The sequence below is a fragment of the Ruegeria sp. BB7 genome, from assembly GCF_056539365.1.
In genome coordinates, this window is the sequence record NZ_JBQFUV010000001.1 from 307,576 (window position 1) to 326,967 (window position 19,392).

A 19,392-nucleotide genomic window follows, 5' to 3' on the forward strand; every position below is an offset into this window, starting at 1 on the left:
AGATGTTCTCAGCCCTGTTCATCAGCCGGCCCAAGCTGGCGCTTGTTATTTCGCTTGTCCTGACAATCATGGGCGGCATCGGCTATCTGGTTCTGCCGGTGGCGCAGTTCCCGGACATCACGCCACCCGTCGTAAGTGTGTCAACGACATATACCGGCGCCAATGCCGAAACTGTGGAAAACACCGTCGCCGCCCCGATCGAGGCGCAGGTGAATGGTGTGGACGATATGATCTATATGACGTCCACATCGTCTGATAACGGATCGTATTCTCTGAATATCACATTCGAGGTCGGTACCGACCCGGATATCGCCTCGGTGAACGTTCAGAACCGAGTGGCGCAGGCCATGTCCTCTCTGCCGTCCGAAGTTACGTCTTCGGGTGTGGTTACGCAAAAAGCGTCGACAAACATGCTGCTGCTGGTGACGCTGACCTCGCCCAACGGCACTTATGACAGCGTGTTCCTGTCGAACTATGCCTCGATCAACCTGAAAGACGCGCTGGCGCGGGTTCAGGGCGTGGGTAAAGCTGACGTTCTGACCAATCTGGAATACGCCATGCGGATCTGGATGGATCCGGATCAGATGGCTGCATTGTCCATCACTCCGGGCGATGTGATCAACGCCATCCGCGAACAAAACATCGAAGTATCGGCAGGTTCGATCGGTGCGCCTCCGGTACCCGAAGGGCAGACGTTTCAATACACGATCAAGACCAAGGGCCGTTTGACCTCGGCCGAGGAATTTGGTGACATCGTCATCCGCACGGGCGACGCAGGCTCGATCGTGCGAGTCAAAGATATCGCGCGGGTGGAACTGGGTGCGCAATATTACGCAGCCTCGGGTTATTTCGACAGCGTTCCGGCAACAGTTATCGGCATCTATCAAGCTCCCGGAGCGAACGCTCTAGCGGTATCTGAACGTGTCGAAGCCGAGCTCCAGCGACTGTCCCGTTCCTTCCCCACGGATGTGGAGTTTCAGGTTCCCTTTAACACCACGGACTTTGTGGAACAGTCACTGAACGACGTGGTTTCGACCCTGATCCTGACCTTCACTCTGGTGATCTCGGTTGTGTTTGTTTTCCTGGGCAGCTGGCGCGCGACGATTATTCCCGCGGTTGCGATCCCGGTCTCTCTAATCGGGACATTTGCCTTCCTGCTTTTGTTCGGCATGTCGCTGAACACGATCTCTCTGTTTGCTCTGGTTTTGGCTATCGGGATCGTGGTGGATGACGCGATTGTTGTGGTTGAAAACGTCGAACGGATCATTGCGGATGAAGGGCTTCCCCCTGCCGAAGCAACCCGCAAGGCCATGGGGCAGATCACTGGCCCCGTGATTGCAACGACGCTGGTGCTGCTGGCCGTGTTCGTGCCGGTGACGTTTATGCCCGGCATCTCAGGGCGGCTGTATTCGCAATTCGCTGTGACCATCTCGACCGCGGTTGTGATTTCCTCGATCAACGCATTAACCTTGTCCCCAGCCTTGTGTGGGCTGGTTCTGCAAGCGCGTTCGGGTCCGCCCAAGGGGCTGTTGGCGGTGTTTGAAAGGTTCATCGGCACCATTCGGGGCGGCTATGTCGCGATTGTGCGCAGGTTGCTGATCCTTCCGGTTATCGGTCTTGGCGTCATCGCTGCGCTGGCAATGGGCACCGGGACAATCATGTCGAAAACCTCCAGTGGCTTTTTGCCGCTTGAGGACAATGGCTATTTGTTCGTCGACATTCAGCTTCCGGACGCTGCGACGCTGGAACGAACCGAGGTCGTCTCGTCCCGTGTCGACGATCAAATTCAGGAAATCCCCGGCGTATCGAGCACGGTCCTGATCAACGGCTTCTCGCTTCTGAACGGCACCACCACAAATGGCGCGGCGATCTTTGTTAACCTCGAAAATTGGGATGATCGTCAGGAAGATGACCTGAGTGCAGACGCCATTCTGAAAAAGGTACTGGCCATCGCCAATGGCGAATCCGCCGCCTCGATCGTGGCCTTCAACCCACCACCCATTCAGGGTCTGGGTATGTCGGCTGGTGTCGAGATGGAGGTGCAGCAAACCGGGGGCGGCTCTCCACAGGATCTGGCCTCGGCCGTGGGGTCGCTGGTATATTCGGCGAACCAACGACCCGAGATTGGTCAAGCCTATACGACCTTCCGCGCAAACGTACCGCAACTTTTCGTCGATCTTGACCGCGAGAAGGCCAAGACGCTGCAAGTGTCCGTGGCCGAAGTGTTCCAGACCATGCAGGCGCAGTTGGGCTCGTACTACGTGAACGACTTCAACCTGTTCGGGCGGGTCTATCGGGTAATGATCCAGGCGGACGGAAGCTATCGCGACAACGTCGAGGATATCTCGAACCTCTATGTCCGCTCGCAAGAGGGCGAGATGGTGCCGCTTGGAACCTTGGTCGATGTGGAAAACGTGCTGGGCCCGGTTCTTTTGAAACGGCATAACCTGTTCCGTTCGGCAACCGTGACAGCGGTACCCGCACCGGGGTTGTCCAGTGGCGACGCGATCAACGTCATGACCGAGGAATCAGCCACCGCCCTCCCCCCGGGATACGCGTTTGAATGGACCGGCACAGCGCAGCAACAGCTGGCTTCGGGCAGTCTCGTGATCGTCATCCTCGGATTGGCAATCTTGTTCGGCTACTTGTTCTTGGTCGGTCAGTACGAGAGCTGGACGATGCCGGTCTCGATCCTGCTCTCGGTAATCGTTGCCCTCTTCGGGGCGGTAGCAGCCGTTGCTATCGTAGGCAGTGACATCAACCTCTATACGCAGATTGGGATGATCATGCTCGTGGGGCTAGCGTCAAAGAACGGTATCCTCATCGTCGAATTTGCGATGGAGCAGCGGGCCAATGGCTTGTCGATCAAGGACGCCGCTGCTGAGGCTGCCTATCAACGTTTCCGTGCGGTGATGATGACTGCCCTGTCATTCCTGTTGGGTGTTGTACCGCTGCTGGCGGCCAACGGCGCGGGCGCGGCCAGCCAAAAGGCCATCGGTGTCGCGGTCTTTGGCGGGATGCTGGCAGCCACTTTGGTCGGCGTCATACTGGTGCCGGTGCTTTATGCGCTGATGCAAAGCCTCAGGGAATGGATCAAGGGCACCAAAAACGATCCCGGACCATCCGAAGAAACCGCCTAAATCCACAAAGCCCCGCCAGACCGGCGGGGCTTTGCTCTAAGCGGCAGCCTGTACGCTGCGTTGATCCATCCATTCCTCTATCCGAGCGATCTGATCAGCGCTCAAACGAAGGCCCAACTTGTTGCGACGCCAGACGGCATCTTCGGCTGTGCGCGCAAACTCCTTGTCCATCAGCCACTCTAATTCTCGTGCGGTTATCGTGGCACCGAAGTCCTCACCCAATTCTTCAGCGGTAGAAACTTCGCCCAAAATTGTCCGTGCCTCTGTGCCATAGGCCCGAACGAGGCGTACAGCCCATGACCGATCAAGAAATGCATAATCGGCCTCCAACCCGGCGACCAGATCCTGAACCCCATCGACCGGGAAGTCACCGCCGGGCAAGGCAACGCCCGCCGTCCAAGGTCCGGGCAAATTCGGGAAATGCTCGGCAACCTTCTCCAGAGCACTTTCTGCAAGCCTTCGGTATGTTGTGATTTTTCCGCCAAACACATTCAGAACTGGCGCGCCACCATGTGCGTCCACTTTCAACGTATAATCCCTTGTCGCAGCAGTCGCACTGTTGGCCCCGTCGTCGTAAAGGGGGCGAACGCCGGAATAGGTCCAGATGATGTCGTTACGCGTAACCGGCTTATGGAAATACTTCGTCGCAAAGGAGCAGAGATAATTCTGCTCGGCCTCGGTACAGACCGGAGCAACGTCGGGTTCCGGGTGATCCTGATCCGTGGTGCCGATCAGCGTGTAGTCCCGCTCATAGGGAATAGCGAAGATGATGCGTCCATCTTCACCCTGAAAAAAGTAGCACTTGTCGTGGTCGAACAACCTGTGGGTTACGATATGGCTGCCCCGAACCAGCCGAACGCCCTCGCGCGAGTTCACGTGGATCTTTGACTGGATGATGTCGCCAACCCACGGGCCACCGGCATTGATCAGTATTCTGGCCTTGATCACGCGGGTTGAATCGCTGGCACGATCACGGATCGTCACCTCCCACAGGTCATCCACTCGTTCCGCCGACAGAACTTCGGTACGAACCAATATTTCAGCACCACGAGCCTCAGCATCGCGGGCATTGAGAACGACCAGCCGAGAATCCTCGATCCAGCAATCAGAGTACTCGTAGGCAGTCTCGAATTTGTCTTGTAGTGGCCGCCCCTCGGGTGCTGTTTTCAGGTTCAACGACGACGTACCTGGCAGGATTTTCCGTCCACCGAGATGGTCGTACATGAACAGTCCTAGTCGGATCAGCCAGGCTGGGCGACGCCCTTTCATCCAAGGCATGACCGTACTCAGCAAACGCGATGTCGGCGTTTCTGCATCAAACCGCATATCCGCGTGATAAGGCAGGACAAAACGCATCGGCCAGCTAATGTGCGGCATCGCCCGCAACAAAGTTTCGCGTTCTATCAAGGCCTCACGCACAAGGCGAAACTCGAAATACTCCAGATAGCGCAGCCCCCCATGGAACAGTTTGGTCGAGGCCGAGGAGGTCGCCGAAGCCAAATCATTCATCTCGGCCAAAGTCACCGAAAGCCCGCGCCCCGCCGCATCACGCGCGATACCGCATCCATTGATCCCGCCGCCGATGATGAAGAGGTCCGAGACCTGCTCGTTTTTCTGTTCCATTTCGGATGATTCCCCACTGTGGAAAACGCAAGCTCATTAACCGCAGTCACACGCGTTTCGTCAACTTTGATTTTCGTTTATGTTCGTTTTTCCGCATTCAGTCAAAATTATTAGAGTATAACCTGACTTCATGTTGCAAAAATCAATAATTAGAACAAAAACGAACAAACCCAAGTTGGAGCAAGCCGTGTCCCTTTCTTTTCGCCAGTCAGACATTCTGAACATCGCCAAGCAGGATGGCCGCGTAATGGTCGAAGATTTGGCCGCGCGGTTTGATGTGACCGTCCAAACCATTCGGCGTGATCTGTCTGACCTCGCGGACATGGGAAAACTGGACCGTGTTCATGGCGGTGCCGTGTTGCGCTCGGGCGTTTCGAACATAGGATACGAAGACCGCCGGGCCCTGAATGCAGATGCTAAGGCCCGCATTGCGCAACTCTGCGCACAGGGCATCCCGGACGGAGCATCGGTGTTTCTGAACATAGGCACCTCGACCGAGGCTGTCGCCCGCCAACTGCTGGACCACAAAGACCTGATGGTGGTTACCAACAACATGAACGTCGCCAATATCCTGGTCGACAACCCGAACTGTCAGATCGTTGTTGCGGGCGGTGTGCTTCGCCGCTCGGACGGCGGATTGGTTGGCAACCTGACGATCTCGACAATCGAACAGTTCAAGTTCGACTATGCAATCATAGGCTGCTCAGCCATGGATGTTATGGGCGACCTTCTGGATTTCGACTTTCAAGAGGTACGGGTCAGTCAAACCATAATCTCCCAAGCTCGCCAGACCTGCCTTGTTGCCGACCACTCCAAGTTTCAGCGCACTGCACCGGCGAAGATCGCGTCGCTGGCCGACGTCGATATTTTCTACACCGATCAGGCTTTGCCTGAAGAGTTGGGTGCGCAATGCGCTAAGTGGGAAACACAGCTGAAATTGTGCAGTTGATGCCCAACAGTTCTCTTTAAAAGAGAGCCCAAATCGCAAGTTCTTGCCAGATACGCCTCGGCCTGACACACTCACCCTATTGCGATCGTCGCACGGGACGGGAGGTCCGGGCCATGATAGCGCTTTTATTTGCGTTACTTACAGTCACCATGGGGCTGAATTATTTCAATCTAAGAACAGCAGCCAATGCGCTGTTCTTTATCACGCTGGCGTTGAGCGTCTATTGGCTGAAATTTCATGCCACCAGCCAGCTAACGATTCAGCTGTAGAAAGGGCCGGGATGACACCAGAACTTTCACGCACCCTGAATGCGCTTGGCATGCTGTCCGTCAGCTTGGTATTGTTGCTGGCCTATATCTATCAGCTGACACTCGGCGAACTGCCCTGCCCCCTGTGCCTGTTGCAAAGGGTCGGATTTGTGGCCGTCGGCGTAGGGCTCGGACTGAACCTGTTATACGGCGCGCGACCGCAACACTATGCCATCATGCTGCTTGCCGCACTATTTGGCGGCAGCGTCGCCGTGCGCCAAATTCTGCTGCACATCGTGCCGGGAACCGGCCATTATGGCTCGCCCGTTCTAGGGCTTCACTATTATACGTGGGCTGCGATCTGTTTTTTCCTGATCCTTCTGGGCACGGCATTTATGCTGCTGTTCGATAGGCAGTACGACACAGACACCCAAGAACCACGCTTTGGCGGCAGCGTTCTAGCCAAAAGCGCGTTTTTCGTCATGTTGGGCCTCGCCGCGCTGAACGCGATTTCGACCCTATTGGAATGCGGGCCGGGAATATGCGCGGACCCGCCCACCAGCTACAAATTGATTGACGAACTGAAGACCGGCGACTGAGGATGGAGTAACCTTCCCACAAGGAGGCACGAGCATGGGATTACTGGGGCAGCCGTTAGGCTACTATGACTATCTGACATTCGTGGCACTGATCTTGCTGCTGGCGGCGGTGATGGGGCTGTTTATTTTCATCATGGGCCTGCCCGGACGGATCGCAATCAAGCGCAACCATCCACATGCAGAATCCGTCAAGATCATGGGGTGGATGGGTTTTCTGGCAATCGTTCCATGGGTGCACGCCTTTATCTGGGCGTTCCATGACAGCGCCACCGTGGATATCCGCCGCATGCCTGACGATGAACGCGACGCGGTTCGCAAGGAAATCAAACGGTTGGGCGGCACCCTAACCGAGGAATATCGCGACCCGCTTGATCCCGACGAGACACAGAAAAGCTAAGGCCAAAGGAAGTCACCAAATATGTTTGTCGCCCTCGGCATTACGCTGTTCTACATTATTTTCGTCTGGTTCATTTTCTTCAAAATGCAGTGGCTGAAGTTCAACATCGCCTGGGGCATCGTGTCTTTTTGGGTCGGTGCGCACCTTCTGTTGATCTTTCTGGTCGCGCTTCGGTTCTTTCAACCTTTCTCCATCGACAGCCATGTTGTCCGCTCGACCATACAGATCGTACCGCGACTGACCCAACCGACCGTCTTGACCGAGGTTCTTGTCGAGCCGAATACCGATGTCAAAAAGGGTGACGCGCTCTATCGCTTTGAGGATACCGTGTTCGCCCTTGAGGTTGAGGAAGCCAAAGCACAGCTGGTCGCGGCCCAACAAAACGCCAAGATTCTTGAACAGGACGTCATCGTGGCCTCCGAAGCCGTCGAGCGCGCGAATGCGCAACTGGCCTATGCGCTGACTCAGCAGAAGCGGTACGAAAACCTCGTGCCCGCTGGCGGCGCGCGTCAGGATGAGCTGGACCGTTGGAACGAACAGGTCACTGAAGATCAGGCCCAGATCAAAGAGGCCGAAGCCAATTTGGAAAAGGCGAAACTGGCGCTGGATTCCCAGATCGACGGGGTGAACACAGGCATCCTTCAGGCACAGGCGCAGTTGGAAAAGGCGCAATACTTCCTTGATAACACGACGATTTACGCGCCCGAAGACGGCATGATTGTCTCGCAACAGGCCCGTCCGGGGTTGGTTGTGGGTGAGATCCGGCTGGGTGCAATTGCCAGTTTTGTCACCAAGGACAACCCCTACATTCTGGCCACCTATCGCCAGCAGAACCTGAAGTTCGTCGAACCCGGCCAAGAAGTTGAAGTAGCGCTAGACCTCTATCCCGGTGAAATTCTGACCGGCAAGGTCGAAGCCATCTGGTGGGCCACTCGGCAGGGTCAGTACCTGCCATCGGGCCGCCTGCCCGGCTTTGAGCTGCCTAAACTGCCCGGCCGCATCGCGGTGCAGATCTCGGTGGATGTCCCCGAAGATCACACCTTCCCCGCTGGTGGCCACGCTGCAGTGGCGATCTACACCGGCCAAGGCAAAAGCTTTGAGTTTCTTCGACGCATCAATATCCGCCTTTACTCTTTCGCCAACTTCATCCGGCCACTCGATATCTGAGGACGCAATACATGACCCGGGCCAGACTTCACCGCAGACTGATCGGCACCGCCCTATGCGCGGCGCTGCTGATTGGTTGCACGCCGGTAGGTCCGGATTTCGTGCGCCCGAACTCTCCGGTCGTGAAACAATGGATCGAAGTGAACAGCCCCGCCGCAGGACAAAGTGGCCTTACGTCCCGCAGCGCTCCGGTTGTGAAGTGGTGGGAGACGTTCAACGATCCCACCCTGAATAAGCTTATCGCAGAGGCGTATGCTCAGAACCTCGATCTACAAGTGGCAGGTGCTCGCGTTCTGCAAGCCCGCGCACAGTTGGGAATAGCCTTCGGTGAGCTATACCCGCAATCGCAGGCCATTGGCGGATCAATCGAACGGCGGCAGATCAGTGAAAATCTGGGGCCGATTTCGGATATCAATCGGATCATCCCTTTGGATACCGAATTTTCAACCTCGCAAGTCGGGTTCGATGCACAATGGGAGCTGGACGTCTGGGGCCAGCAACGCAGGGGCGTTCAGGCGGCCCGGTCCAATCTGGCGTTGCAGGTGGCGAACTACGACGACGCCCTGGTGACGCTGACTGGGGATGTGGCAGCGCTGTATGTCAATATCCGCGCGCTACAGGAATCTCTGACCGTCGCGCGCGAAAACATCCGACTGCAACAGGAATCCGCCGATCTGACCCAACTGCGCTTTAACAACGGCGTGACAACCGAACTGGACGTGCAGGAATCCACCGCCCTACTGAACAACACCAAGGCGCTGGTGCCCGAACTTGAAAGCGACCTGCAACAAACCAAGAATGCGCTGGCCGTTTTGCTGGGGACAACGCCATCTAGGATGACCAGCCTGCTGGGCAATTCGGGGCGTATTCCGTCGGCCCGCTCCAACGTGGCCGTGGGCGTCCCTGCCGAACTACTACGCCGCCGCCCCGATGTGCGCGCAGCTGAACTGGCGGCGGCCACTCAGTCAGCTCAGGTGGGCATCGCAATGGCCGACCTCTACCCGCAGTTCATTCTGTCCGGCTCCATTGGCCTTCAGGCATCGGGTGGTCGAGACCTGTTTTCATCAACAAGTTCGACCGGGTTGGCCAATGCCGGAGTGGTTTGGAACGTGCTGAACTATGGTCGGATCAAAAACAACGTACGTGCCCAGGACGCCGCCTATCAGGCGCTGATCGCCAACTATCAGAACACTGTTCTGACCGCCTATTCCGAGGTGGAAAGTGCAATGGTGGCTTACGCACAGTCTCGCAAGCAGGTTGGATTCTATGAAAAAAGTGTCGCCGCATCGCGCAAGGCCGCCGAGATTGCAGTGGATCAGTACCGCGACGGTATTGCCGATTATTCCCGTATTCTGAACACGCAGACTGCTTTGCTGAGTTCTCAGGCCAACCTGATTGAGGCGCGTCAACAGGTCTCCAGCAATCTGGTCGCGGTTTACAAGGGTCTTGGGGGTGGTTGGCAGATTCGTCAGAACCAAGAGTTCCTGCCGCAAACCGTATTGGCGGAAATGGCCTATCGCACCGATTGGGGCGACTTGTTGCAAGAGACCCCTACCCGCGCCAGCCTGAACTAGTCGCTATTTCGTTAGCCCGCGCAATCCGCCGGACACTAGCACATTTACTTCGTACAAAATCCGGGGCGCCGCTAGCCCACCGGGGCTCGCCAGATAGTTCGGGCTCCATTCCGGGTCGAATTTCTGCTTGAAAGAACGCAGCCCTTCGAAGTGATAGAACTGCTCTCCGTGCTCATAGACAAACCCGCCCACCCGGTTCCAGAATGAAGCTAACTGACGGTTCTCGATCCCAGAAAACGGTGCCGCACCCAATGAGAACCAGTGGAAACCCTGTTCTGATCCCCAAGACATCATCTCTGCAAATAGCGCATCCATGACAAAACTGGGGCTGTCGGGTTCATAGCGCATCAGATCCAGCGAAAGTTCGGACTTATTCCCACCCTGAAACAGGTTGGCAAAGGCAACAATTTTCCCGGTATCGCCATTTCTCAGAACTGCATGGTCGAAGTAGGAGAGATATTCATTGTCGAACCCGCCTAGGGCAAAGCCCTTTTCCTCTCCGGCCTTGTTTTCCAGCCAGTCATCCGAAACTTTGCGCAACTCAGGCAAAAGCGGGGCCAGTTCCTCTTTCGGAATGATTTCAAAGACATAACCCTCACGTTCAGCCCGATTCTTCGCCTGCCGGAATCGTTTGCGTGATTTACCATCTAACGAGAAATCTTTCAGCGGCACGCGCGCAACCTCGCCAATTTTCAGGATCGAAAGGCCAAGATCCAGAAAGGTTGGCAGATACTTCGTAGAGACACTGTAGAACGCACAAAGCTTGCCTTCTCGGTCTGCCATCTCGCGCAGTTGCCAGATCAATTGTTGGCCGGTCTTTTCATCGCCCACCGGTTCACCCTTGCTGATCAATGCGTTTCCCGTGTCGGCATAAGCCAAAAACGCACTTTCATCCGGTGCGATCAGGAACTGCTTATCCCCGGTCAACGAAATCTGCGCCTCGGTATCTTGGCTTGCCAGCGCAAGACGTTCGACAACCGGTGGGATTTCGGTGCGCGTGGGTTGGGGTATTTCACGCCCGAACAAAGAATTCACTGCGACCACGCCAAGAATAACCGCAACCACGAGGCTGGAACGCAGGAACCGCGAAGCATCACCGTTCCAGGCGAACTCCCACCAAAGGGCGTTCTGGTATTCGACGTGGGAGTAGGCAAACAACCCGATCCAGAAGATAACGGCCAGCAAGGCGATTACGCTGACCAGCCACGGAATGTTCAGGCGAAAGATCGAGGCCCCGCTGACGCGGTAAAAGGCCCCCCGAAACGTGGCAAGAATGGCGATGGAGGCCAACATTCCGATCGCTTCATGTGTGTCCAAACCCTTGGTCAGAGAGGCGACAAACCCGGCCACCATCAGCAACATCGCCACGATCCACGCTCGGTAAAGTTTTCGGAACAACCCCCGAGAAACCAAGATCAGCATCACGCCAACGACGCTGCCTGCCAAGTGCGAAGCCTCGACGAAGGACAACGGCAGAAAGTCCCGCAACGCGCCCAGGCTCTGGCTGCTGGACGGTAACGCCCCTGAAACCAGCAAGATGATCCCGGCCACGGCGGTCACGCCTGCCGCCACCATCGGAACAATAGGACGGATCGCGCGATACACCCACGTGGCCGCGCCGCTGATATGATGGCGGTGCGTCAGAGCCGACGCGACAGCTATAGACAAGCTGGCGATGACAAAGGGTAAAAATGTGTAGACCAGGCGGTACAATAACAAGGCCGCAATAACGTCGGACCGGCCTGATGCGCCTAGCCCCGCAATCAGCGTCGCCTCAAATGCGCCAATCCCACCCGGAGAATGACTGAGGATGCCAACCGCAATGGCACCGATATAGATCGTGAAGAAAAAAGGGTACCCGACACCAAGGTCTGCGGGCATCAGCGTATATAGGACCATCGAAGCCCCAAACAGGTCTCCGATTGCGGCCAGGGTAAGCATGCCCGCCAGTTTCCCACCCGGCAAGTTGAACCCGACCCCGCCATAGGCCAGCTTGCGCCCACCCTTCGCAAGCCAGATGAACAATACCACCAGCCCAGCCAACAGCGACAGCCCGATTACGGTTTCGGTGGTGTCACTGATCGGCAGGATATTCGAGATTCCATCCGGGTGCAGCGTGAACAAAATGCCAAGCAACAGCACAAGGCCGGACCAGAACGCGATCCACGACGTTGCAATGACCCCGGCCACCCTGCTCAGGTCCAGCCCAAGCGAGGCATAGATGCGATACCGTATCGCCGTTCCCGTGATGTAGGAAAAGCCAAGGCAATTCGACACTGCATAGCCACTGGCCCCTGCCATCCCGGCCACGGTCAAAGGCACCTCTCCCTTCGCTACGCTTTGCACGGCGAGCACATCGTACATGGACAAAGAGAAAAAGCTGAAACAGGTCCAACACAGGGCTACGAACATCAGCTTCCAGGATGTATTCGCAACATCCGTTTGAACATCGCCCCATTTCACGTGCTGAGATAGCTCGTGCAGTACAACCAGCGCGATCAACGTGACCAGGATTGGAACCGCAATCCGCACGAATGGCTTTTCCAGAAAACGACTAATCCTTTTAGCAAGACGCACAGCCCAAAGCTCTTTGTCAGTCTCCAGCGTGGTCATGGTTTCCCCCTGCTCTGAGGCACTGCAACGATCCCGCGCGCGGATGGGCGACGCAGGGCAACTCTTGCACAATTTCCTTGAACCTCAAAGCACTACGAGGGGTCAGACTCGCCCTTTGCGCGTAGACAGCAGCAGATTGGTCTCGGACCGTGTAATCCCCTCCATCCGGCGTATCTGGAACAATACGTCATCAAGCTCGGCAAGCGTTTCTGTACCGATCTCGGCAATCAGATCCCAACTGCCATTGGTCGTATGCACGGCACGCACCTGTTGAAGGGCGGCGATTCTGGCTAACGTTCGTTCCGTTCCGCGACCCTCAATCTCAAGCATCATCAGGCCGCGAACCGGGCTTTCCGCGACATCCCGCCGGGTTAGGACAGTAAAGCCCACGATCTCACCTGATTGCTTCAACCGCTGCAGCCGACTCCGCACGGTGGTTCGTGTCACCCCCAGAGTTTCCGCCAATTCTGACAACGAGGCCCGCGCGTCACGATGCAATGCGTTCAGCAGCCTACTATCCAATTCGTCCATACGTTCTTCTCATTACGAATTTCAGAGTTCCATTTTGAACATTTTGCTCTCTTCTCGCAAGCCATGATGACAGCATAAATAACCACATGGAAAACAAACATGTTATATTGATCGGTGTCCCTATGGACGCGGGCAAACGCCGGCAGGGCTGCCGAATGGGGCCTGATGCGTATCGGGTTGCAGGTTTGGATCAGGCCTTGTCGGATTTGGGATACCGCGTGAGCGACCTTGGCGATATTCGCCCGGATCAGACAGATGTACCCCCACACGAACACCTGTATTCCCTGCCCGAATGCATCGGCTGGACCAGTGCTCTCAGCCGTGCAGCGCAGGACACTGCCCCACAGGGCTTGCCGATTTTCATGGGCGGCGACCATGCGCTGTCGATGGGCACCGTTACGGGCATGGCTGCTCATGCCGAACAGATCGGACGCCCCTTATTTGTGCTCTGGTTGGATGCCCATAGCGACTTTCACACGCCGCACAGCACCGACAGCGGGAATTTGCACGGTACGCCCGTTGCGTATTTCACTGGCCAGCCCGGCTTTGATGACTTCCCGCCTGTGTCCGCCCCGGTTCCAACAGATCGCGTCGGTATGATCGGCTTGCGCTCGGTCGACCCGGCAGAACGCGCGCGGCTTGAGGAAGACCACGCCATGCTGGCCGACATGCGCAGCATCGACGAGCACGGTATCAAAGCGCCGCTGATCGCATTCCTTGATCGTGTGCGGGACGCTGACGGCATCTTGCACGTCTCACTGGATGTCGATTTCCTGGACCCCTCCGTCGCCCCGGCTGTTGGCACCACCGTCCCCGGGGGTGCGACCGAACGCGAGGCCCATCTGGTCATGGAATTGCTGCACGAAAGCGGACTTGTCTGCTCGCTGGATCTGGTCGAACTGAATCCGTTTCTAGACGAACGCGGCCGAACCGCAAAACTGATGGTCGATCTGGCCGCCTCATTACTGGGCCGCCGCATCTTCGACCGCCCAACCCGGAGCTTCTGATGCAATCCTTACAAGCCCCTTCGGCCATCGTGATGATCCGACCGCATGCATTTGCCTCAAACCCCGAAACACGCGATGACAACGCGTTTCAGACATTGGCAAACCGCTCGGCTGAAGCCACATCTGCCAAAGCGCGCGACGAACACGACGGGGCAGTTGCCTTGCTGCGTGAAGCTGGCGTGAAGGTTCACGTCTTTGATGATCATGGCGAGCGAGACACGCCCGATAGTGTTTTCCCGAACAATTGGTTCTCGACCCATCCCGGTGGGCACATCGCGATTTACCCGATGTTTGTGCCATCACGTGGGCGCGAACGCCGCGCGGATGTCATCGAGATGCTGAAACAGGAGTACCGCGTTCAAGACGTGATCGACTATTCCGGGCTTGAGCAGGACAAGCTTGCGTTGGAAGGCACCGGAGCGATGGTCCTGGATCACGTTGGCCGCGTTGCCTATGCGGTCAAATCCAACCGCGCCGATCCCGTGCTACTCGAACGCTTCTGCACTCACTTCAACTATGAACCCATCGTGTTTGAGGCACAGGATGCCGAAGGACGTGACGTTTATCATACCAATGTTTTAATGGGCATTGGCACGAAGTACGCACTGATCTGTCTGGACATGATTACAGATCCCGAACGGCGCGCGACTGTGAAAGCTAGGTTGGAGGAATCCGGTCGCACGGTCATTGATCTGAGCCACGAACAGATCGCCGAGTTTGCAGGCAATGCCATAGAACTCAGTGGTCGCGACGGTCTGCTACTGGCCCTGTCCAGCCGGGCGCTTGCGGCCCTGACCCCGGAACAAATCGCCACGATCGAGGCCAGCGCAACGCCGCTGCCGCTTTCGGTTCCCACAATTGAAACTGCCGGTGGATCCGTGCGCTGCATGATTGCAGGCATCCACCTGTCCCGCCGATAGGAGACCCCGATGCAACCTTCTGACAAGGCACTTGTGCCATTTGTATCCGTCGATAACATGATGCGCTTGGTGCATTACATCGGGCTTGAGCGGATGATCTCGCAGATCGCAACCCAGATCGAAGCCGACTTCAAACGCTGGGAAAGCTTCGACAAAACGCCCCGTATCCCGGCCCATTCCCCACATGGCGTGATTGAACTGATGCCCACATCAGACGGCGAAGCCTATGGCTTCAAATACGTCAACGGCCACCCCAAGAACACGTCCGAGGGATTACAGACAGTCACCGCCTTTGGCCTGCTAGCTGACGTCTACACCGGATATCCAACTCTGCTTACCGAAATGACAATGCTGACCGCACTGCGCACAGCCGCAACCTCAGCTTTGGTGGGCAGCTATCTGGCACCCAAGTCATCCTCGGTGATGGCCATGATCGGCAACGGCGCCCAGTCGGAATTCCAATGCCTTGCCTTCAAGGCAATGTGTGGAATTACCACCGTACGCCTATACGACACCGACCCCAACGCCACCAAAAAATGCGCCGCCAACCTGCAAGACAAAGGGCTGACGGTCGTAGCTTGCAAGACCGCTGAAGAGGCCATCGAAGGCGCACATATCATCACCACTTGCACGGCCGACAAGAAATACGCCACGATCCTGACCGACAACATGATCGGCCCGGGCGTGCACATCAACGCCATCGGCGGCGATTGCCCCGGCAAGACCGAGCTGCACCGTGATATTCTATTACGGTCAGACATTTTCGTTGAATATCCGGAACAGACGAGGATCGAGGGCGAGATACAGGCACTGGACGATAACCACCCGGTGACTGAGATGTGGCAGGTCATGACTGGCCAGGCAGAAGGTCGTCGCGACGATCGGCAGATCACCCTGTTCGACAGCGTAGGTTTTGCAATCGAGGATTTCTCAGCCCTGCGCTATGTTAAATCGGCCATAGAAGGTACCGAGTTTTTTGAACCCCTCGACATGCTGGCTGACCCGGATGATCCGCGTGACTTGTACGGAATGTTGATGCGAGCCGGGTAACGTCCGGACAGAGGGGGCTCTGCCCCCGCCGCCTTCGGTGTCTCCCCCGGGATATTTGCAGCCAGATGAAGCTGGGATCCGGTTCTTCATCTGGCCAAAAATATCTCGGAGCGCGAGGCAGAGCCTCGCAAAACACCCATGCTCACCCAGCGAGCGACGGCAAATAGAGTACAATGGCAGGGAACGCCACAAGCAGCGCGATGGTGACAGCGTCCGCAATAAAAAACGGAGTGACACCTTTAAAGACGTCCTGAACGCTCAAATCCGGGCGGACGCCCGCGACTACGAAACAGTTCAGTCCGATGGGCGGTGTTATCAAACAGAACTCGGCCATCTTCACCACGAGAATACCGAACCAAATTGCACACATCGGGCCAGACATGCCGAATGCGCTGTCAGCTGCGCTGACTAATTCACCACCATTCAGTGCCATTACGGCTGGATAGACCACCGGCAGCGTCAGCAACAGCATACCGATGGCATCCATAAACATGCCCAGTACCGCATAAGCCAGCAGAATGCAGATCAGGATCAGCATCGGTGACATTTCCAGCGACGTAATCCAATCGGAAAAGGCACCCGGCAGGTCGGCAAAGCCGAGAAAGCGCACATAGATCAGCACGCCCCAGATGATCGAAAATATCATTGCGGTCAGTTTGGCGGTCTCAAGCAGCGCGGATTTCAACTCGGTCCAGCGCATGCCGTGGAACAGGGCAAAACAGAAGACGATAAAAGCGCCGATAGCGCCGCCTTCGGTCGGCGTGCCCCATGCTTTTTCACCAAACGGGTTGTAGACAAAGCAGATGATGATCAGGATCACGGCCACGATCGGAAAAGCGCCAGGTAGCGACGCAAAGCGTTGTTTCCAGGTGTAGCCCGTGACCGGGGGGCCGACGGTTTTGAAGAAAACGGCGATGCCGACAATCAGCACCCCATAGACGACCGCGGAAAACGCACCCGGAATGAAACCGGCCAGCAACAATTTTCCGACGTCCTGTTCGACGATGATGGCATAGATCACAAGGATCGCCGAAGGTGGAATCAACGAGGCCAGCGTCCCCCCGGCAGCAACCACACCTGCAGCGAACTGCTTGTTATAGCCGACCTTCAGCATCTCGGGTATGGCGATCCGGGCGAACACCGCCGATGTGGCGACCGATGCGCCAGACACTGCCGCAAATCCCGCAGTTGCAAACACGGTCGACACCGCCAGCCCGCCCGGCACCCAAGCCACCCAGCGTTTGGCAGCCTCGAACAAGGCTCGGGTCAGGCCCGCGTAGTAGGCCAGGTATCCGATCAGGATGAAGGTCGGGATCAGGCTGAGCGTATGAGCCGCCACTTTGGAATGCGGCACCTGCCCGGCCGTTTTCACCGCAACCGTCAATGCCTTGCCAAAGCGGTCGGGATCATATCCGAACTTGGCCCAGAAAATCCAGATCAGCCCCACCAGCCCGGCAAGACCTGCCGCGAAGGCCACGCGCATGCCCGTGACAACCAGAACCAGCAGACCGCCCGTGACCCACAGGCCAATATCTATCGAGTCCATGGTTAGTCCTGCCCTTCGAATTGCTCGGCCTCAGCCGCTGCTTGGGCCGCCGCATCCTGAATCAGAGGCACCGCAACCGGATGCTCCAACCCCAGAACGAAGGCACGACCGTAGCCCCAGATTTGCAATACCAACCGCGCACACAGGACCGAAAACGCGACCGGAGCCAGCAGTTTGGCGGGCCAGAGAGGAATACCAATGTCGATGGAACTGTCGCGGCTCCATAACGGCGCACCAAAGTCGAAGGACCGGTCGAAATGGGACCAACTCCCCCACACCAACGCCAGCATCAGAACAAGGATCAGGATCACCGAAATCATTTCGAACAGCCATAACGCCCGCCCGTGAAGACGTGCGATAACGATGTCCATGCGAATGTGCCCACCCTGTCGTTGCACAAAGGAAATGCCCAGAAAGGCAATCAATGGCATGGCCTGTTCAATCCAGTCGACATAACCGGGCAAAGGTGCGTTAATTGCATTGCGCCCGCTGACCGAGACGACAGCAAGCACCATCAAGCCAAAAACGGCCAGACCACTGATCAATGCCAGAAACTGCTCCAACTTAAAAAGTTGACGATCCAGCCGACTAAGTCGGCTGCCGTCTTCAAGCACCGTGGCCTGTCCTGCCATTACGGTGATCCCCTGTTTTTTTTGGATTGGTGTTCGGGTGCCCGGTCAGGCACCCGATTAGGGCGATCAGTTGCCGCCGCGCTGCTGTTTCAGCGTCGCCTGGACCAGATCGTAGAGGTCCTGCGCTGGAAGGCCCTGAGCGGTCATGTCAGCAATCCACTTTTCGCGGATCGGATCAGCAGCTTTGACGCGGAACTCTTCAATCACGGCGTCGTCAATTTCAACTTTCTGCACGCCCTTCTCGGCCAGAACGCTATCCCACTGCTCCAGCAATCCACCATAGTTGGCGAGGTAGTGATCAATCGCTTCGTCAATCGAACTGTTCAGTGCCTCACGATGCTCGGCAGGCAGAGCTTCATATGCTTCGATGTTCACCACAACCGGACAATTGACCGTGCCGGGGTTCAGGTTCGCAGTCCACCAATCGGCCTCGTTGATCGTGCCGAAGGACAGGTGCGCGTGCTGGGCAAAAGCGACCGTGTCAACCACACCCGACTCCATAGCATTGAACGCCTCGGTTGCGGGAACAGATGTGGGAACACCGCCGACCGCCTCGAAAGCCTGCCCGAGGCCTCCGGTGGCACGGACGCGCATTCCGTCGAACTCGGCCAATTCATCACGCGGTTCGCCCGTGCCAACGATATTATATTGCGGCATGGGCGAAGTCATGATGATGCGTGCATTCCACTGCGCCATCTCATCTTTGACCGCCGGATGATCATAGACAGCATGGCTGACGGCGACCTCTTCATCCAATGTGTTCACGCCCAGAAACGGCAGTTCAAGCACCGTGATCGCGCGGTTTTTGTCGCGGTGATAGCCCGCGCAGAACTGAGCCATCTCGAAGGCGCCGATTTCGATCCCGTCCAGATTTTCGCGCGGCTTGGACAACCCACCATAGCTGACATTGATGGTGAATTCGCCATTGGTTTTTTCACTAACCAATTCTGCCAGCTTCTCAACATGCTCGGTAAAGGCGCGTCGCTTGCCCCAGACCGAAGCATTCCACTCAGTTGCGGCTGCCTCGGACACGAATGCAACCGTCAAGGCGGCGACGGCTGCGCCACTTAACATCTTATTCATCATGATCTCTCCCTATTGTGCGCTTCTTGAACAAGCGCTTGCGACCAAAGCTAGCGCCAACATTTGGATGTGCCAACCCCGGACGGGTTTACCCCGCCACGATAGCCAGCGCTAACAACTAAAAGATGAATTCTGAATGCAGGATATCGAGGCGGGTAGCCACATACATTCGCACAAGACGTGTTACAACTTACTTATTGTTTTTACTTACTTTATTTTACTATATAGATATTGTTTTACACTTTTACATTCTAAGGTAAAATTTCTTTACAAACTAATCCAAAGATATCGGTAATTTATTTCATTGTTTTCA

16 protein-coding genes are annotated in these 19,392 nt (G+C 56.5%); 10 read left to right on the top strand and 6 right to left on the bottom strand.

The genetic code is table 11. The features are described 5' to 3' along the window. The first annotated feature begins 2 nt into the window (after nt 1-2). On the top strand, nt 3-3,140 hold the full coding sequence (locus ACR0D7_RS01555) for an efflux RND transporter permease subunit (protein ID WP_480677453.1): 3,138 nt from the start codon (nt 3-5) through the stop codon (nt 3,138-3,140). Between the two features lie 36 nt (nt 3,141-3,176). Here the strand turns inward: ACR0D7_RS01555 and glpD are convergent, their stop codons facing one another. Continuing rightward, nucleotides 3,177-4,763, bottom strand: a complete 1,587-nt coding sequence (gene glpD, locus ACR0D7_RS01560; RefSeq protein ID WP_480677454.1) for a glycerol-3-phosphate dehydrogenase — start codon at nt 4,761-4,763, stop codon at nt 3,177-3,179. Between the two features lie 187 nt (nt 4,764-4,950). On the opposite strand from glpD, the gene ACR0D7_RS01565 reads away from it, so the two are divergent. The 6 genes from ACR0D7_RS01565 to ACR0D7_RS01590 all read left to right on the top strand — a co-directional run bounded on the left by ACR0D7_RS01565 (nt 4,951) and on the right by ACR0D7_RS01590 (nt 9,697). Then, nucleotides 4,951-5,712 carry a DeoR/GlpR family DNA-binding transcription regulator gene (locus ACR0D7_RS01565; RefSeq protein WP_480677455.1) on the top strand — a complete coding sequence of 254 codons (762 nt, stop codon included), beginning with the start codon at nt 4,951-4,953 and terminating at the stop codon, nt 5,710-5,712. Between the two features lie 113 nt (nt 5,713-5,825). Further along, a complete protein-coding gene (locus ACR0D7_RS01570; RefSeq protein ID WP_170381405.1) occupies nt 5,826-5,981 on the top strand; it encodes a DUF5993 family protein in 156 nt (51 codons plus the stop codon). An 11-nt stretch (nt 5,982-5,992) separates the two neighbouring features. After that, nucleotides 5,993-6,559: a disulfide bond formation protein B gene (locus tag ACR0D7_RS01575; protein ID WP_480677456.1), complete on the top strand. Its 567-nt coding sequence runs from the start codon at nt 5,993-5,995 to the stop codon at nt 6,557-6,559. A 34-nt stretch (nt 6,560-6,593) separates the two neighbouring features. Beyond that, nucleotides 6,594-6,956, top strand: a complete 363-nt coding sequence (locus tag ACR0D7_RS01580) for a DUF3302 domain-containing protein (protein ID WP_170569683.1) — start codon at nt 6,594-6,596, stop codon at nt 6,954-6,956. 21 nt (nt 6,957-6,977) lie between these two features. Continuing rightward, nucleotides 6,978-8,123 carry an HlyD family secretion protein gene (locus tag ACR0D7_RS01585; RefSeq protein WP_480677457.1) on the top strand — a complete coding sequence of 382 codons (1,146 nt, stop codon included), beginning with the start codon at nt 6,978-6,980 and terminating at the stop codon, nt 8,121-8,123. A gap of 11 nt (nt 8,124-8,134) precedes the next feature. Next, the gene (locus tag ACR0D7_RS01590; protein WP_480677458.1) at nt 8,135-9,697 is read left to right on the top strand and encodes an efflux transporter outer membrane subunit; all 1,563 of its coding nucleotides are present in this window, start codon (nt 8,135-8,137) and stop codon (nt 9,695-9,697) included. A 3-nt stretch (nt 9,698-9,700) separates the two neighbouring features. Here ACR0D7_RS01590 and mprF read toward each other — a convergent pair whose 3' ends face one another. Beyond that, the gene (gene mprF / locus ACR0D7_RS01595; protein ID WP_480677459.1) at nt 9,701-12,310 is read right to left on the bottom strand and encodes a bifunctional lysylphosphatidylglycerol flippase/synthetase MprF; all 2,610 of its coding nucleotides are present in this window, start codon (nt 12,308-12,310) and stop codon (nt 9,701-9,703) included. A gap of 102 nt (nt 12,311-12,412) precedes the next feature. Next, entirely contained in the window at nt 12,413-12,841 is a 429-nt protein-coding gene (locus ACR0D7_RS01600; RefSeq protein WP_170381411.1) for an Lrp/AsnC family transcriptional regulator, read from the bottom strand. Between the two features lie 86 nt (nt 12,842-12,927). On the opposite strand from ACR0D7_RS01600, the gene rocF reads away from it, so the two are divergent. From rocF to ACR0D7_RS01615, 3 genes are read left to right on the top strand one after another with little or no spacing between them, the layout of a single operon-like run. After that, entirely contained in the window at nt 12,928-13,848 is a 921-nt protein-coding gene (gene rocF, locus ACR0D7_RS01605; RefSeq protein ID WP_480677460.1) for an arginase, read from the top strand. Then, nucleotides 13,848-14,768: a citrulline utilization hydrolase CtlX gene (gene ctlX / locus ACR0D7_RS01610; RefSeq protein WP_480677461.1), complete on the top strand. Its 921-nt coding sequence runs from the start codon at nt 13,848-13,850 to the stop codon at nt 14,766-14,768. The genes rocF and ctlX overlap by 1 nt, the downstream gene beginning before the upstream one ends. Before the next feature lie 9 nt (nt 14,769-14,777). Further along, nucleotides 14,778-15,818: an ornithine cyclodeaminase gene (locus tag ACR0D7_RS01615; protein WP_480677462.1), complete on the top strand. Its 1,041-nt coding sequence runs from the start codon at nt 14,778-14,780 to the stop codon at nt 15,816-15,818. A 142-nt stretch (nt 15,819-15,960) separates the two neighbouring features. Here ACR0D7_RS01615 and ACR0D7_RS01620 read toward each other — a convergent pair whose 3' ends face one another. The 3 genes from ACR0D7_RS01620 to dctP form a co-directional block, all read right to left on the bottom strand. Then, complete coding sequence (locus ACR0D7_RS01620) at nt 15,961-17,364, bottom strand: TRAP transporter large permease (RefSeq protein ID WP_480677463.1); 1,404 nt, start codon at nt 17,362-17,364, stop codon at nt 15,961-15,963. Between the two features lie 2 nt (nt 17,365-17,366). Continuing rightward, nucleotides 17,367-17,996, bottom strand: coding sequence for a TRAP transporter small permease subunit (locus tag ACR0D7_RS01625; RefSeq protein WP_480677464.1), 630 nt, complete (start codon nt 17,994-17,996; stop codon nt 17,367-17,369). 66 nt (nt 17,997-18,062) lie between these two features. Beyond that, complete coding sequence (gene dctP, locus ACR0D7_RS01630; protein ID WP_480677465.1) at nt 18,063-19,079, bottom strand: TRAP transporter substrate-binding protein DctP; 1,017 nt, start codon at nt 19,077-19,079, stop codon at nt 18,063-18,065. Nucleotides 19,080-19,392 lie beyond the last annotated feature (313 nt).

Excerpts from the sequence above, each read along its gene's own strand:
- dctP (WP_480677465.1), bottom strand. The coding sequence starts at position 19,079 with ATGAATAAGATGTTAAGTGGCGCAGCCGTCGCCGCCTTGACGGTTGCA.
- rocF (WP_480677460.1), top strand. The coding sequence starts at position 12,928 with ATGGAAAACAAACATGTTATATTGATCGGTGTCCCTATGGACGCGGGC.
- ACR0D7_RS01590 (WP_480677458.1), top strand. The coding sequence starts at position 8,135 with ATGACCCGGGCCAGACTTCACCGCAGACTGATCGGCACCGCCCTATGC.
- ACR0D7_RS01585 (WP_480677457.1), top strand. The coding sequence starts at position 6,978 with ATGTTTGTCGCCCTCGGCATTACGCTGTTCTACATTATTTTCGTCTGG.
- ACR0D7_RS01575 (WP_480677456.1), top strand. The coding sequence starts at position 5,993 with ATGACACCAGAACTTTCACGCACCCTGAATGCGCTTGGCATGCTGTCC.
- ACR0D7_RS01600 (WP_170381411.1), bottom strand. The coding sequence starts at position 12,841 with ATGGACGAATTGGATAGTAGGCTGCTGAACGCATTGCATCGTGACGCG.
- ACR0D7_RS01570 (WP_170381405.1), top strand. The coding sequence starts at position 5,826 with ATGATAGCGCTTTTATTTGCGTTACTTACAGTCACCATGGGGCTGAAT.
- mprF (WP_480677459.1), bottom strand. The coding sequence starts at position 12,310 with ATGACCACGCTGGAGACTGACAAAGAGCTTTGGGCTGTGCGTCTTGCT.
- ACR0D7_RS01580 (WP_170569683.1), top strand. The coding sequence starts at position 6,594 with ATGGGATTACTGGGGCAGCCGTTAGGCTACTATGACTATCTGACATTC.
- ACR0D7_RS01615 (WP_480677462.1), top strand. The coding sequence starts at position 14,778 with ATGCAACCTTCTGACAAGGCACTTGTGCCATTTGTATCCGTCGATAAC.
- glpD (WP_480677454.1), bottom strand. The coding sequence starts at position 4,763 with ATGGAACAGAAAAACGAGCAGGTCTCGGACCTCTTCATCATCGGCGGC.
- ACR0D7_RS01555 (WP_480677453.1), top strand. The coding sequence starts at position 3 with ATGTTCTCAGCCCTGTTCATCAGCCGGCCCAAGCTGGCGCTTGTTATT.
- ctlX (WP_480677461.1), top strand. The coding sequence starts at position 13,848 with ATGCAATCCTTACAAGCCCCTTCGGCCATCGTGATGATCCGACCGCAT.
- ACR0D7_RS01625 (WP_480677464.1), bottom strand. The coding sequence starts at position 17,996 with ATGGCAGGACAGGCCACGGTGCTTGAAGACGGCAGCCGACTTAGTCGG.
- ACR0D7_RS01620 (WP_480677463.1), bottom strand. The coding sequence starts at position 17,364 with ATGGACTCGATAGATATTGGCCTGTGGGTCACGGGCGGTCTGCTGGTT.